13 protein-coding genes and 2 pseudogenes are annotated in these 14283 nt (G+C 72.1%); 2 read left to right on the forward strand and 13 right to left on the reverse strand.

The features are described from left to right. Positions 1-407: pseudogene (locus tag EDJALFJO_RS34645) on the reverse strand (hypothetical protein); the annotation flags it as partial. Between the two features lie 261 nt (positions 408-668). Here EDJALFJO_RS34645 and EDJALFJO_RS29950 point away from each other — a divergent pair. Together EDJALFJO_RS29950 and EDJALFJO_RS29955 are read left to right on the forward strand one after the other, a co-directional pair. Continuing rightward, positions 669-1049, forward strand: coding sequence for a DoxX family protein (locus tag EDJALFJO_RS29950; protein WP_088290087.1), 381 nt, complete (start codon positions 669-671; stop codon positions 1047-1049). 10 nt (positions 1050-1059) lie between these two features. After that, positions 1060-2139, forward strand: a complete 1080-nt coding sequence (locus EDJALFJO_RS29955) for a sigma-70 family RNA polymerase sigma factor (protein WP_088290027.1) — start codon at positions 1060-1062, stop codon at positions 2137-2139. A gap of 63 nt (positions 2140-2202) precedes the next feature. Here EDJALFJO_RS29955 and EDJALFJO_RS29960 read toward each other — a convergent pair whose 3' ends face one another. The 12 genes and pseudogenes from EDJALFJO_RS29960 to EDJALFJO_RS30010 all read right to left on the reverse strand — a co-directional run bounded on the left by EDJALFJO_RS29960 (position 2203) and on the right by EDJALFJO_RS30010 (position 14272). Then, positions 2203-4509 (reverse strand): chemotaxis protein CheA, encoded by a 2307-nt coding sequence (locus tag EDJALFJO_RS29960; protein WP_088290029.1) that lies wholly within the window; start codon positions 4507-4509, stop codon positions 2203-2205. After that, positions 4506-4949 carry a lipid asymmetry maintenance protein MlaB gene (locus tag EDJALFJO_RS35220; RefSeq protein ID WP_198950770.1) on the reverse strand — a complete coding sequence of 148 codons (444 nt, stop codon included), beginning with the start codon at positions 4947-4949 and terminating at the stop codon, positions 4506-4508. Before EDJALFJO_RS35220 ends, EDJALFJO_RS29960 begins: the two co-directional genes overlap by 4 nt. Next, on the reverse strand, positions 4946-5314 hold the full coding sequence (locus tag EDJALFJO_RS29970; RefSeq protein WP_088290031.1) for a response regulator: 369 nt from the start codon (positions 5312-5314) through the stop codon (positions 4946-4948). Before EDJALFJO_RS29970 ends, EDJALFJO_RS35220 begins: the two co-directional genes overlap by 4 nt. A 12-nt stretch (positions 5315-5326) precedes the next feature. Continuing rightward, a complete protein-coding gene (locus EDJALFJO_RS35895; RefSeq protein ID WP_088290033.1) occupies positions 5327-6406 on the reverse strand; it encodes a methyl-accepting chemotaxis protein in 1080 nt (359 codons plus the stop codon). A gap of 19 nt (positions 6407-6425) precedes the next feature. Continuing rightward, positions 6426-7520, reverse strand: coding sequence for a chemotaxis response regulator protein-glutamate methylesterase (locus EDJALFJO_RS29980; RefSeq protein WP_088290035.1), 1095 nt, complete (start codon positions 7518-7520; stop codon positions 6426-6428). Further along, the gene (locus tag EDJALFJO_RS29985; protein WP_088290037.1) at positions 7517-8020 is read right to left on the reverse strand and encodes a chemotaxis protein CheD; all 504 of its coding nucleotides are present in this window, start codon (positions 8018-8020) and stop codon (positions 7517-7519) included. The genes EDJALFJO_RS29980 and EDJALFJO_RS29985 overlap by 4 nt, the downstream gene beginning before the upstream one ends. Then, a complete protein-coding gene (locus EDJALFJO_RS29990) occupies positions 8013-8843 on the reverse strand; it encodes a protein-glutamate O-methyltransferase CheR (protein ID WP_198950771.1) in 831 nt (276 codons plus the stop codon). The genes EDJALFJO_RS29985 and EDJALFJO_RS29990 overlap by 8 nt, the downstream gene beginning before the upstream one ends. Beyond that, the gene (locus tag EDJALFJO_RS29995) at positions 8840-9451 is read right to left on the reverse strand and encodes a chemotaxis protein CheW (protein ID WP_088290039.1); all 612 of its coding nucleotides are present in this window, start codon (positions 9449-9451) and stop codon (positions 8840-8842) included. The genes EDJALFJO_RS29990 and EDJALFJO_RS29995 overlap by 4 nt, the downstream gene beginning before the upstream one ends. Before the next feature lie 13 nt (positions 9452-9464). Then, the coding region (locus EDJALFJO_RS36620; RefSeq protein WP_369812588.1) for a methyl-accepting chemotaxis protein at positions 9465-10054 on the reverse strand (590 nt) is incomplete at its 5' end. Position 10055: 1 nt separating this feature from the next. Beyond that, positions 10056-11469: pseudogene (locus EDJALFJO_RS36625) on the reverse strand (HAMP domain-containing protein); the annotation flags it as partial. Positions 11470-11977: 508 nt separating this feature from the next. After that, positions 11978-12613, reverse strand: a complete 636-nt coding sequence (locus EDJALFJO_RS30005) for a TetR/AcrR family transcriptional regulator (protein WP_233150117.1) — start codon at positions 12611-12613, stop codon at positions 11978-11980. A 69-nt stretch (positions 12614-12682) separates the two neighbouring features. Beyond that, positions 12683-14272, reverse strand: a complete 1590-nt coding sequence (locus EDJALFJO_RS30010; RefSeq protein ID WP_088290041.1) for a long-chain-fatty-acid--CoA ligase — start codon at positions 14270-14272, stop codon at positions 12683-12685. Positions 14273-14283: the final 11 nt, after the last annotated feature.

A 14283-nucleotide genomic window follows, 5' to 3' on the forward strand; every position in this document is an offset into this window, starting at 1 on the left:
CAGAAGCGGACGCTGCCCGAGCAGGTGGCGCCGGTGACGAGGTTCGTCGCCTTGGCCGAGATGACGTCCGTGCCCTTGAGGTTGGTGACGACCTTGCGGACGTGGAACACGCCCGCGACGGTCTTCTTCGTCGTGTTCACGCGAGTGATGCCGTTGTCCTTGATGACGACCTTCCAGTTCTGGCCGGACCGGGCCTCCACCTCGTACTCGATCTCGATCTTGCCGTTCTCCGGGCCTGCCTTGAGCTTCCAGGAGCCGCTCGGCGAGCAGGAGCCGCGCTTCTCGACGCGGCCGGCCTTGGCGTCGGCGGGACCGGCGGCGAGGACGCCGCCGGCGAGCAGTGCGACGGCGACGGCACCGGCGGCGCCGGCGCGGACGGTGCGACGAGGGGATCGGGTGGTGGACATGGAGGCCTCCAGGACCTTCGAGGGGACTCCCCCGGGGGAGCGGGGGCCGCGGCGCTGGTCGCCGCTGCGGCACTCGAAGCCTGCGGCCGCAGCGGGGCAGGTTGCGAGAGGGACATCCGGGCTACGCCGTGCGCACGTCGCCGGGACCGCAGGTGCTAGGACCAGCCCCCGGGAACCTGCCCCTTCGGCCAACGACCGTTCGGGCAAGGACGACCCGGCCCCGTGGCCGCACCGGCCCCCGCGGCCTGGCACCATCAGCAGGTGCCGAAGACGCTCCGCGCCCCGTCGTGGCGCCCGCTCGCCGTCCTGCTCGCCGCCGCCGGGGTGACGCACGTCGTCGCCCCGCAGGTCTTCGAACCGCTCGTCCCGCGCCGGCTCGGCCCGCCGCGCCCGTGGGTGCTCGGGTCGGGCGTGGTCGAGGTCGCCTGCGCGGCCGGGCTGCTGCACCCCCGGACCCGCCCGCTCGCGGCCCGGGCGACGGCGGCGCTGTTCGTCGGGGTCTTCCCCGGCAACGTCCAGATGGCGGTCACGGCCCTGCGGTCGCACAAGGCCGGACCGGTCTACCGCGCCGTCACGCTCGCCCGGCTGCCGCTCCAGGTCCCGCTGGTGCGCTGGGCTGTACGTGTCGGACGTGAGGGTTAGTGTCTTCGGTGTGACTGCCACCACATTCACCGACCAGCACTTCACCGACCAGGACTTCGCCGCGCTCACCGACCCGCTCCGGGGTGAGCTGACCGCGCACTGCTACCGCATGCTCGGCAGCCTCCACGACGCCGAGGACCAGGTGCAGGAGACCTACCTGCGCGCCTGGCGGGCGTTCTCCCGCTTCGAGGGCCGGTCGTCGGTGCGGACGTGGATGTACCAGATCGCGACGAACACCTGCCTCACCGCGCTCGAGCAGCGCAGCCGCCGCCCGATGCCGACCGGCCTCGGTGCACCGGCGTCCGACCCGCTCGGCCCGCTCGAGTCGCGTCCCGAGGTGCCGTGGCTCGAGCCGGTGCCGGACGCGCTCGTCAGCGCCCCGGGCGCCGACCCGGCCGCGGTGGCCACGACGAAGGACAGCGTCCGGCTCGCCCTCGTCGCCGCCCTGCAGTTCCTCACCCCGCTGCAGCGCGCCGTCCTCATCCTGCGCGACGTCCTCGCGTTCAGCGCCGCCGAGACCGCGCAGATGCTCGAGATCTCCGTCGCGTCGGCGAACAGCGCCCTCCAGCGCGCCCGGGCCGGGCTCGCCCGGCACCCGCGCACCGGTGACGGCGCCTGCGTCGACGCGCTCGACGAGCGCTGCCGGGGCCTGCTCGAGCAGTACATGGCCGCCTTCGAGCGGTACGACACCCGGGCCCTCGTCGTCCTGCTCAAGGACGACGCGACGTGGGAGATGCCGCCGTTCACCGGCTGGTACCGGGGGGCGGAGCAGATCGCGGCGCTCATCGGCACCCAGTGCCCCGCCGAGCGGCCGGACGACATGAAGATGCTCGCCGTCGAGGCCAACGGGCAGCCGGCCTGCGCGATGTGGATGATCGGGCCGGACGGCGTCCACCGCGCCTTCCAGCTCCACGTCCTGGACGTCGTCGAGGGCGGCGACGGCACGGTCGGGGTCGCCCACGTCTCGGCGTTCTTCGACACCGCGCTCTTCGACGCGTTCGGGCTGCCCCAGGTGTGGCCGGACGACGCGGAGCGTGCCGCGGCCCTGCCGCCGGGCGGTCACCCGCTCAACCCGCACCACCAGTCCTGACGCGACGCGGCGCCGGCCCCCGTGACGGGGGCCGGCGCCGGGTCGTGGACCGGGTCGGGCAGGTCAGCGCGCGACGACGAGGTCGCGCTCGGCCTGCCGCTCGCCGTAGTGCCGCACGAGCATCGAGACGTCGATGATGAGCGCGACGTCACCGTTGCCGAGGATCGTCGCACCGCCGATCCCGTTGACGTGGCCGAAGAGCATGCCCAGCGGCTTGATGACGGTCTGGAACTCCCCGACGAGGGCGTCGACGACGAGCCCGACCTTCATGCCGGCGTACTCGACGACGACGACGTTCTCGCGGCGCGGGCGCTCGCCGTCGATGCCGAACAGCGACCGGAGCCGGATGAACGGCAGGACCTCCCCGCGCAGGTCCATGCAGTCGCGCAGGTCGCTGTTCGGCGGCAGCTCGACGCACTCGATGACGCGGTCGAGCGGCACGACGTACGACGCGCTGCCGACCCCGACGAGGAAGCCGTCGATGATCGCGAGGGTGAGCGGCAGCCGGATCCGCATCGTGCAGCCGACACCGACCTTGCTCTCGACCTCGATCATCCCGCGCAGCGCCGTGACGTTGCGCTTGACGACGTCCATCCCGACGCCGCGGCCCGACAGGTCGGAGACCTGCGCCGCGGTGGAGAAGCCGGCCTCGAAGATGAGCTGGTAGATGTCCTGCTCGGACAGCGACGCGCCGGCCTCGACGAGCCCGCGCTCGACGGCCTTCGCGAGCACCTTCTCGGGGTCGATGCCGCCGCCGTCGTCCGTCACCTCGATGACGATGCTGCCGGAGTCGTGGTACGCGTTGAGCCGCAGCGTGCCGCGGGCCGGCTTGCCCCGCTCGGCCCGGACCTCGGCCGACTCGATCCCGTGGTCCATCGAGTTGCGGACCAGGTGCATGAGCGGGTCGCCGATCTGCTCGACCAGGGCCTTGTCGACCTCGGTCTCGCCGCCGGAGATGACCAGGGCGATGTCCTTGCCGAGGTCGGCGCTCACGTCGCGGACGACGCGCTGGAAACGGCTGAACGTCGTCCCGATCGGCACCATGCGCAGCTGGAGGGCGCTGTCGCGGACCTCCTCGACGAGACGCATGAGCTCGCTGATCGAGGCGAGGAGCGTCTCGTCGCCGTTCGTCGTGGCGTGCAGCCCGGCGCCGGCACCGGCGATGACGAGCTCGCCGACGACGTCGATGAGCCGGTCGAGCCGCAGTGCGTCGACGCGGATGCTCCGCGCCTCACGGGCCGCGCCCGCGGCGGCCTGGCCGCCGGCCGGGGCCGCGGTCTTCGCCGCCGGCGTCTTCGCCGCCGCGGAGACCGTCTTCGCTGCCGTGGCGGGGGGCTGCGCCGCAGCGGTTCCGCCCGTCCGGCTCTGGGCCGGGACGCCGGCGACCGCGGCGGGGGCCGCGGCGGCAGGCGTCTGCGTGTCCGGAGCCGGCGCAGCGGCCGCCGGGGCGGCCGGAGCCGTGCCGGTGACCTCGACGGCCGAGCCGGCCTGTGCCAGCGCCTCCTCGAGGGCCCGGGGCGTGAGGGCGCCGGAGGTCACGAGCACCTCGGCGACCGCACCGGCGAGCTCGCCGGAGCCGGTGACGAGCGTCGCGTAGTCCGCTGCCGGGCTGCCGGCCGCGAGCACGGTGATCTCGCTGTCCTCGCGGACGAACTCGAAGACGTCCGAGACGGACGCGACGTCGGCGGTCGTCTCGAGAGTCACCTCGAAGTCGAGGTAGGACGACTCGGGGTCGAAGGCAGCAGCGTCCGGGAACAGCCCGTCGAGGACGCGGACGTCACGGATCTCGCCGAGCGTCGACAGGTAGCGGATGAACGACAGCGGGTCCATCCCGCTGCGCAGGCAGTCGACGCCGAACCGCAGCGACAGGTGCATCGCCCCCTGGCCGGCGGCGGTGTCCGCGGCGTCGGCGGTGGTGGTGTCGGCCGGGGCGGGTGCGTCGTCGGCGGGTGCGGGGGCCGCGGCGTCGGTGAGGTACGGCTCGAGCCGGGCGTGCAGCGCGACGCCCTCGGCGGCCAGGGCCGGGTCCTCGTCGAGGCGGCCCTCCTCGACGGCGGACATGAGCCGCCCGAGGTGGTCGCAGCACGGCAGGAGCGCGCCGACGAGCTCGGGGCTCACGGCGATCTCGTCGTTGCGCAGCCGGTCCAGGACGCTCTCCAGGACGTGCGTGAACCGCACGAGGTGGTCCAGGCCGAACAGGCCCGACGAGCCCTTGATCGTGTGCGCGGCACGGAAGATCGCGCCGATCGCCTCCTCGGGGTCGGTGTCGTTCTCGAGCCCGAGCAGCCCCGTCTCCATGTCCTGCAGCAGCTCACGGGCCTCGACGACGAACGTCGCCATGGCCGAGCGCATCTCGTCCTCGAAGCTCATCGGTCCGCTCCTTCAGGCGTCGGGGTCAGTCGCTCGAGGCGCGCGTCGAGGTGGACGATCGCGAGCGCCTCGGTGACGGCGTTGCTCGCAGCCGTGATCTCCAGCGTCTTCCCGAGCTGGGTCGCCTCACGGCGGGTGAGCAGCAGCAGCTGCAGGCCCGCGGCGTCGAGTTCGGTGACGGCGGACAGGTCCACGGTCAGCGTGTCGCCGCGCTCGAGGAGGGCCAGGAGCTCGGTCTTGCGGTCGCCCGCGGTGTGGATCGTCAGCTCGCCGTCGATGACGAGGTCGGCCCCGCCGGACGGCGTCCCGGCCTCGACCGTGCCGGCCTCGGTCGCGGCGGCCGCGGTGGCGGCGGCCTCGGCGGTGGCCGGGTCGGTGGTCTGCGTCCGCGCGGCCTGCGCCTGCTGCGCGCCGCGGTTGGCCCCGGATCGGCGGCTCACGGCAGGATCAGCTTCGAGACGGCGGCGAGCATCTGCGCCGGCTGGAACGGCTTGACGACCCAGGCCTTCGCTCCGGCGGCCTGGCCCTCGGCCTTCTTGCCGTCCGCGGACTCGGTCGTCAGCATGATGATGGGCGTGAACTTGTACGCCGCGAGCTTCTTCGTCTCCTTGACGAACGTGATGCCGTCCATGCGCGGCATGTTCACGTCGGAGATGATGAGGTGCACCTTCCGGCCGTCCAGCTTCGACAGCGCGTCGACACCGTCGACGCCTTCGATGACGTCGTAGCCGGCGCCTCGCAGGGCGAGGCCGACGACCTGCCGGACCGAGGCGGAGTCGTCCACCACGAGGATCGTCTTTCCCATGTCTGCGTGCTCCTAGAAGAAGGTGATCTCGGTGTCGTGGACATCGACCGGTGCGCCGGAGGAGTGCACTTCGTGCTCTTCGGCCATCGTGTACGTCGACTGAAGCATCTCCAGCAGCCCGTCCGGGTCGAGCGGCGTCGGGACCGGTGCGGCCTCCGCGAGGGACCGCTCGACCTGGACCGGGAGCGCGTCGATGCAGTCCCGCACGTGCTCGAGGGTCTGGCTGACCCGGTCCTGGAACTGGAACAGGACGATCGAGCTCTCCAGCTCGCTCTTGACGCCTTCTGCGGCGGCGCTCAGCTGGTCGCCGGACTCGCGCAGGCCGACGACGACGGCGTGCAGGTCGTCGAGGACCTCGCGGACCTTCTCGTTGGCGTCCACGACCAGGTGGTCCTCGTTGCGGGCGCTCTCCTCGGCCATGTCGATCGCCGCGGTGATCGCCGTGCTGACCTCGTCGGCCTTGCGGCCGATCCGGGCGCCGGTGGTGCCGGACATGTCGGCGAGCTGGCGGACCTCGACGGCGACGACGTTGAAGGCGCGCCCCGCCTCCCCGACCCGGGCTGCCTCGATCGCCGCGTTGAGCGCGAGGAGGTGGGTCTGCTCGGCGATCCGGGTGACCTCGGTCGTCATGCTGCGCATCTCGTCGTTGAGGGACATGAGCAGGCGCAGCTCGCTGAGGGTCTGGCGCTTGGCCGTGAGGGCGTTGTCGAGCGAGCCGACGACCTCGAGGAGGCGCTCGCGGCTGTAGTCGAAGACGTCCCGGTAGGCCTCGGACATCGCCTCGCGGGAGGGGTCGACGATCTCGTTGAGGTGGCTGACGATGCCGCCGAAGGTACCGATGAGGTCGTTGATCGACTCCCCCATCTGGACCCGCGAGGACTCGACGTGCGCCGACCAGACCGGGGTCACGACCTCGGACAGCCGCTTGACGCTCTCGGCGTAGGCCTGGACGTCCTCGACGCTGACCGGGCCGGACGCGCCGGAGCCGCCGGACGCACCCGTCTGCGGGCCCGCGGTGCGGCCCCGGCGCAGGCCCGCGAGCCAGCCCGCCACCCCGGCGACGAGTGCGCCTGCGACGAGTCCGATGAGCATGTCCACGAAGGTCTCTCCCTCACTTCCGGTTCGCGAAACCCGCGATGGCGCCCGGGATGCTCTGCAGCGGCATCTCGGTGGCGACCCCGCCCATCCGCACGGCCTCGGCCGGCATCCCGTAGATGACGCAGGTCGCCTCGTCCTGGCCGACGGTCTGGGCACCGGCGTCGCGCATCTCCTTGAGGCCGCGGGCGCCGTCGTCCCCCATGCCCGTCATGATCACGCCCATCGCGTTCGGGCCCGCGAACTGCGCGACCGAACGGAAGAGGACGTCGACGGACGGCTTGTGCCGGTTGACCGGCGGGCCGTCGGCGACCTTGACGCGGTACTGGGCGCCGTCCCGGACCAGGCTCATGTGCCGGCCGCCGGGGGCGATGATGATCCGCCCCGGGAGCACCCGGTCGCCGTCGCTGCCCTCGATGACCTCGGACTGGCACACCCCGTCGAGGCGGGACGCGAACGCCGCGGTGAACTTCTCGGGCATGTGCTGGACGACGACGATCCCGACCGGCACCCGGGGCATGTTCGTGAACACGGCCTCGAGCGCCTGGGTGCCGCCCGTCGACGTGCCGACGGCGACGACCCGGTCGGTCGTGACGCCCATGTACGTGCGCGCGGAGTGCGCCGGGGCCTCGGCCATGGCCTGCTCGGGGCGGCGCTGCCCGGGCATCTGCGACAGCGTGCTGGAGATCGCCCGCATCCGCGCCATGTTCCCGGCGGCGGCCTGCTTGACGACGTGCGCGATGTCGTTGCCGTCCTGCTCGAGGAACTGCTTGAGGCCCGCGGTCGGCTTGGTGACGAACGCGAACGCGCCGGACGCCATCGCCTCCATCGTCGTCTGGGCGCCGCGCGTGGTGAGCGTGGAGCAGATGACGACGGGGGTCGGCTTGACCGCCATGAGCTTCTTGAGGAACGTGATGCCGTCCATCCGGGGCATCTCGACGTCGAGGACGACGACGTCGGGCCACTCCGCGTTCATCCGCTTCATGGCGTAGATCGGGTCGGCCGCGGCCCCCATCACGTGGATCCCGGGGTCCGCGTCGAGGACGCTCGTCAGCACCTGGCGGACCAGTGCGGAGTCGTCGACGATGAGGACGTTCACCTGAGGACTCATCGCAGGACCAGCTCCTCGCTGATGTCGACGTGCCGCATCCACACGTCTCCGCGGTCGATGTCGAGGATCACCTGCCGGTGCCCCGTGCCCCCCAGGTGCATCGCGCTCAGCCGCAGGCCGTGCGCCTCGAGCAGCCGCAGGCCGGCCTCGACGTTCCACGCGGCCACGTCGACGGGCGAGCCGGCCGGCACCGCGAACTGGGTCCCGCCGCCGAACATCTTCACCTGGTACTCCTGGGGTGAGGTCGAGGCCGCGGCGACGCCCTCGAGAAGCATGAGGAGGGCCTCGTCGGCGTACCTGCCGTTGAGCTCGTCGGCCGGTGTTCCCGCCGGCCGGCTGGGGGTCATGTAGTGGCACATGCCGCCGATCCGGGCGGCCGGGTGCCACAGCGTCACCGCGACGCAGGACCCGAGGAGCGTGCGGACGCGGATGTCTCCGCCGCCGAACCACAGCTCCCCGGGGCGGAGGAAGACCTCGTGAGGTCCCTCCAGGTCAGTCATCGCCGGCGCCTGCCCGGTACACCGAGGGCTGGATCATCCGCAGGCCGGAGCCGAGGCCGTTGACCGACTCCGAGTGGCTGACGAACAGGTAGCCACCGGGCCTGATCATGCCCTCGACCTGGCGCACGAGCTGGGCCTTGGTCTCGGTGTTGAAGTAGATCATCACGTTGCGCAGGAAGACCACGTCGAACGTGCCGAGGTCGGTCGGCAGGTTGATGAGGTTCGCGCTGCGGAACCGGGCGTGCTCGGTGAGCGCGGGCGAGATCGCGAGGTAGCCCTCGTACTCGTCGCGGCCCTTGAGGCAGTACTTGCGCAGCAGGTTCTGCGGGATCCGCTGCGCCGCCTCGACCGGGTAGAGCGCCCGCTGCGCGGTCTCGAGCACCCGGCTGGAGATGTCGGTCCCGACGATCTCCCAGTCGCCGTCGGCCCCGAGCCGCTCGGCGAGCGTCATGGCGATGGTCCAGACCTCCTCGCCGGACGACGAGGCCGCGCTCCAGATCCGCACGCGCTGGTTGCGCGGCAGGTCCGCGAGCCACGCGTCGAGGAAGTCGAAGTGCGCGGGCTCGCGGAAGAACGACGTCTCGTTCGTCGTGAGCAGGTCCACGACGAGGCGGGTCTCGAGCGGGTCCCCGTCACCGAGGCGGCGGAAGTACTCGGAGTAGCTCGTGAGCCCGAAGTGCCGCAGCCGGCGGTCGAGCCGGCCCATCACCATGGCTTCTTTGCCCGGCTTGAGGTCGATCCCGGTCATCGCGTGGAGGAACCGCGCGAGCCAGGCGAACTCGTCGGCCGAGATCTCCGGCCGGGTGTCCGTGGAGGTGCTCACTCCTGCACCGTCTCCGCCCGGGCCTCGACCGAGGTCGACGCCTTGCTGAGCAGCACCATCTCCTCGACCGACAGCACCCGGCTGACGTCGAGGACGATGATGAACTCGCCGTTGTACTTCGCCATGCCGCTGATGAAGTCCGAGCGGATCCCGGCCCCGAAGGCGGGCGGCGGCTCGATGTCCTCGGCTCCGAGGTGGACGACCTTGTTCACCGCGTCGACCATGATGCCCATGTCCTGGCCGGCCTCGCCGTCCTCGGTGCCGCCGGCCGCCTCGACGATGATGATGCTCGTCCGGCGGGCGATGTCGGTGTTGCCGCGGCTGAACCGCGCCGCCATGTCGACGACGGGGACGACGCGGCCGCGCAGGTTGATCACGCCGCGGATGAACGACGGCATCATCGGCACGACCGTCAGGTGACGGAACTCGATGATCTCGGTGATGTCGAGGATCGGCAGGGCGTAGACCTCCCCGCCGAGCACGAACGTCAGGTAGCGGTCGGACTTCGAGCTGAGGTGCTCGCCGTCGCCGTCCCGACCGAGCTGGCGCGGCAGCTGGCTCACCGCGCCGGCGGGCGCGGCCGGACCGGACTCGAGGGTGTTCGTCATCGTCTCTCGCCTCTCAGAACCGGTCGAACTTCGCCTCGTCGAACACCGGGGCGGTGTCCGGGCGCTTCATCTGGACGGGGGTCTGCGCCGGGATCCGGGGCAGGGACTGCGGCTCGGCCGGCCGTGCGGCCGACGAACGGAACTGGCTGCCGGTCTTGAAGAACTGCATGAGGCCCTGGAGCTGGGCCGTCTGGCTCGTCATCTCCTCCGACGTCGCCGCGAGCTCCTCGGACGACGAGGCGTTCTGCTGGGTGATCTGGCTCATCTGCGACATCGCCCGGTTGATCTGGGAGACGCCCGTGGTCTGCTCACCGGACGCCGCCGCGATCTCCTGGACGAGGTCCGAGGTCTTGCGGATGCTCGGCACCATCTCCTGGAGCAGGCTGCCCGCCCGCTCCGCGGTCTGGACGCTGTCCCCGGCGAGCTGGCCGATCTCCTGGGCCGCGACCTGGGAGCGCTCGGCGAGCTTGCCGACCTCGGTCGCGACGACCGCGAAGCCCTTGCCGTGCTCGCCGGCGCGGGCGGCCTCGATCGTCGCGTTGAGCGCGAGCATGTTCGTCTGGAACGCGATGTCGTCGATGATCGCGATCTTCGCCGCGATCTNACGGCAAGGGCTTCGCGGTCGTCGCGTTGAGCGCGAGCATGTTCGTCTGGAACGCGATGTCGTCGATGATCGCGATCTTCGCCGCGATCTGCTTCATCGCCTCGACCGTCTTCTCGACCGCGTCGCCGCCCTCGGTCGCCTCGGTCGCCGCCTTGCCGGCGATGCCGTCGGTGGCCTTGGCGTTGTCGGAGTTCTGGGCGATGCTCGCGGCCATCTGCTCGATGCTCGCGCTCGTCTCCTCGACGCTCGCCGCCTGCTCGGTCGTCGCCTGGGACAGGTTCTGCGACGCCCCGCTGATGTGGTTGGCGGCGTTGGCGAGCTGGCCGGCCGCGGAGACGACCTCCCCGACGGTCTCGGCGAGCTTGGCCACGGTGTTGTTCGTCGTGACCCGCAGCGCCTCGAGCTGGCCGCGGTAGGGCGTCTGGATCGTCTGCGTGAGGTCGCCCTGCTCCATGGCCGTGAGGATCCGGCTCACCTCGTCGAGCGGGCCGATCACCGCGTCGAGGGTGTTGTTGATCCCCTCGACGATGGACCGGAAGCCACCGGCGTGCCGCATCGCGTCCGCGCGGGTCTCCAGCCGGCCCTCGACGGCGGCCTTGGCGAGCAGGTCGGTGTCGGCGATGAGCGCCCGCAGGTTGGACCGGACCTGCTCGACCGTCTCGTTGATGAAGACCTTCTTGCCGGGGAAGGTCTCGAGCGGTGCGTCGAAGTCCCCCACGCCGAAGGCCTTGACGACCGCCATCGCCTTCTTCTTCACCGCGATGTGGCCGTTGACCATGTCGTTGACACCCTGCGCCATGACCTTGAACTCGCCCGGGAACTGCTCGACCGGCATGACGACGTCGATGTCGCCCGCGTCGTGCTCCACGGACATGTGGTTCATCGAGGCGATGAAGCCCTTGAGGTTCGCGCGGAAGGTCTCGATCGTGTCGTTGATGAAGGCCTTCTTGCCCGGCAGCTGCTCCATCGGCGCGTCGAAGTCACCCTCGCCGAACGCCTTGATGACCGCCATCGCCTTCTTCTTCACCGCGATGTGCGCGCCGACCATGTCGTTGACGCCCTGGGCCATCCGGCCGAACTCGCCCGGGAACTCCCCGGCCGGGATCGAGACGTCGATGTCGCCCGCGTCGTGCTCGGCGGACATGTGGTTCATCGCCGCCATGAGGCCCTTGAGGTTGCCGCGGACCGTCTCGATCGTGTCGTTGATGAAGGCCTTCTTGCCCGGCAGCTGCTCGAGGGGGGCGTCGAAGTCACCCTCGCCGAACGCCCGGACGACCGCCATCGCCTTCTTCTTCACCGCGACGTGGCCACCGACCATGTGGTTGATCGCGTGCGCGAGAGGCCGGTAGCCCTCGGGGAGCCGCGCGGCGTCGATGGCGACGTCGATGTCGCCCGCGTCGTGCTCGGCGGCCATGTGGGCGATCTCCGCCTGCAGCGTGGCGATCGTGTCGATGAGCGAGTTCGCCGCGAGGCACAGCGGCAGGTCTTCGTGGTCGACCCCCTCGACCGGCGCCCGCAGGGTGAGATCGTTGCGGGCGGCAGCCTCGAGGGCCGTCGTGACGGCGGCGTGCACGGCTGCGGAACGGGACCCCGGGCGGGCCCCCTGACGGCTCAGACGGTCGAACACTCGACGACTCCAGCTCTCGAGACGCGCCGGGCGGCGCGTGCCTGTTCGGACGGACGGCTCCGGGGTGCTGCTGTCCGCTCACTCCGGGCATCGGCCGCAACGGGCGGGGACTGAAGCGTCCTGATCATCCGGGCGCCGAGATCCTGGGCGGGACATGCCCAGGACTCCCGGCGGAACGCGGAGGACCGTTCGCGACGACCGACGTCCTCAAGTCATCGGCAGCCGGTCGCAGCCGCTGGACGGCACCACCTGCCGCCCGCCGGGTGATGGGTCGTTGACCCGTCCGGGTGGGCCGTCACCCGGTGCGACGCACCGCCCCGTCGAGCACCTGGGCCCATCGCCGCAGCACGCCCCGGCGGCGTCGGCTGTCGTCGGTGAGGACGTCGGCGAGCGCCAGGCCGCGGAGCAGGTCGAGGGTGCCCTGGACGAGCTCCCGGTTGCCGGGCAGCGTCTCGTCGACCCCGAGCAGCGCGACCGCCGTCCGGTGCACCTCGGCGTTGACCTCCGCCTCGGAGCGGGCCACGAGCGCGCGCAGGTCGTCCTCGACCGCCGCGGCCGTGTGCAGGTGCAGGGCGGCGCGGAACAGCGGCCCGGTGTAGACGCCGCAGAGCATGACGAGGACGGCCTCGGTCCGCTCCCCGGACGGGGCGAGCCGGGCCGCCTCGCGGCGCACGTGCGCGAGCCGCTCCTGGGCGGTGAGCTCGAAGGCCGCGGCGAACAGCGACTCCCGGGTCGGGAAGTGGTGCTGCGCCGCACCCCGGGAGACGCCGGCGCGCTCGGCGACGGTGACGACCGTTGAGCCCGCCCAGCCGTGCTCGGCGAGGGACTCCACCGCGGCCTCGAGGACCTTGCGCCGGGTCAGCCGGCTGCGGTCCTGCTGCGGCTCGCGACCGGCGGGCTCCCGCCCGGCCCGGCCCGCCGTCACCACCACGTGAACCTCCTGGTCCGTCCTGCTGCGGCTCCGTCGCGCCCGGTGCGTCACGATCGAGCGCCCGGTGCGTCAGATCGAGCGCCCGGTGCCCTCCCAGTAGGGCCTGCGCAGCACGTTCTTGAGGATCTTGCCCGTCGCGTTGCGCGGGAAGGCCTCGACGACGTCGACGCTGCGCGGGCACTTGTAGCCGGCGAGGTGCTCACGGGCGTACGCGACGACCTGCGCGGCGTCGACGGTGTGCCCCTCGGCGGGGACGACGATCGCCTTGACCGCCTCGCCCCAGACGTCGTCGGGGACACCGACCACCACCGCCTCGGCGATGCTCGGGTGCTCGACGAGGACGCGTTCGACCTCCGGGCCGTAGACGTTCTCGCCACCGGTGATGATCATGTCCTTGACCCGGTCCTCGATGAAGACGAAGCCGCCGTCGTCGACCCGGCCGACGTCCCCGCTGCGGACGTACCCGTCCGGGGTGATCGTCTCGGCGGTGGCCTCCGGCTTGTTGAGGTAACCGCCCATCCGCTGCTCGGTCCGCCACCACAGCTCGCCCGGGGTGCCCGGCGGGACGTCCTCGCCGGTCGCCGGGTCGACGACCCGCAGCTCCACCCCGGGGATCGGGGTGCCCGCCGACGCGAGCCGCTCGGGCCGGGCGGCGTCCCGGTGCGCCGCCGGCTTCAGCGTGGTCACGACACCGCTCAGCTCGGTCATCCCGTAGACCTGGAGGAAGTCGGTGGCCGGGCACGCCTCCATCGCGGCGCGCAGCACCGGCAGCGGTGCCGGGGAGGCCCCGTAGCCGAGGATCTTCAGTCGTGCGAGCGCCCCGAGCGCAGGGGCGCCGGCCTGGACGAGCCCGGCGATGACGGCCGGCACGAGGAAGGCGTGCGTGCACCCGCCGAGGAAGCTCCCGACGAGGCCCGGGCCGGTCACCTCGCGCAGGACCGTCGTCGGGACCCCGGCGTCGAACCCGACGAGCGCGTAGCAGCTGCCGCCGACGTGGAAGAGCGGCATCGCGACGAGGTTGCGGTCGCCGGGGCCCATCGGGAAGTCGCTGCGCAGGGCCACGGTGTGCGCCACGAGGCCGCGGTGCGTGAGCGTCGCCCCCTTGGGGAAGCCGGTCGTGCCGGAGGTGTACAGCACGAGCGCGGTGTCGTCCGGCTCCACGTCGGGCGCGGCGTCGGCGGGCGTGGCCGCGGCGAGGAACGCCTCGTAGGTGTCCTGCTCGCCCCCGACGACGACCACGGTCGTGATCCCGGGCAGCCGCTCATGGACCGCCTCCCAGGCGGGCACGAGGTCGGCGCCGACGAACAGCAGGCGCGGGGCGGCGTCCCCGAGGACGTACACGAGCTCGTCGGGTGCCAGCCGCCAGTTGACGACGGCGTTCGCGGCCCCCACCGCGCTCGCGCCGAGCGTCACCTCCAGGCACGCGGGGTGGTTCTTGTCGACGAACGCCACCCGGTCGCCGCGGCCGATGCCGGCGGCGGCGAGCGCACCGGACACGCGGCGGGCCCGGTCGTCCCACTGCGCCCAGGTCCATGTGGTGCCCTCGTACGCGACCGCCTCGGCGTCGGGCGTCGTCGTCGCCCAGTGCCGGACGATGTCGCTGACGAGCCGCGGGCGCGGACCCGGCCGTGGGGTGGCGATGGCGTCGGAGGTGGTCATCACGGTCTCCT

The sequence above is a fragment of the Kineosporia sp. A_224 genome, from assembly GCF_002198655.1.
GTDB lineage: Bacteria > Actinomycetota > Actinomycetes > Actinomycetales > Kineosporiaceae > R-H-3.

Bases quoted from the DNA above. Each gene is read 5' to 3' on its own strand.
- EDJALFJO_RS29995 (WP_088290039.1), bottom strand. From the start codon at position 9,451: ATGACGAACACCCTCGAGTCCGGTCCGGCCGCGCCCGCCGGCGCGGTG.
- EDJALFJO_RS35895 (WP_088290033.1), bottom strand. From the start codon at position 6,406: ATGCTCATCGGACTCGTCGCAGGCGCACTCGTCGCCGGGGTGGCGGGC.
- EDJALFJO_RS29980 (WP_088290035.1), bottom strand. From the start codon at position 7,520: ATGAGTCCTCAGGTGAACGTCCTCATCGTCGACGACTCCGCACTGGTC.
- EDJALFJO_RS29960 (WP_088290029.1), bottom strand. From the start codon at position 4,509: ATGAGCTTCGAGGACGAGATGCGCTCGGCCATGGCGACGTTCGTCGTC.
- EDJALFJO_RS30010 (WP_088290041.1), bottom strand. From the start codon at position 14,272: ATGACCACCTCCGACGCCATCGCCACCCCACGGCCGGGTCCGCGCCCG.
- EDJALFJO_RS29985 (WP_088290037.1), bottom strand. From the start codon at position 8,020: ATGACTGACCTGGAGGGACCTCACGAGGTCTTCCTCCGCCCCGGGGAG.
- EDJALFJO_RS29970 (WP_088290031.1), bottom strand. From the start codon at position 5,314: ATGGGAAAGACGATCCTCGTGGTGGACGACTCCGCCTCGGTCCGGCAG.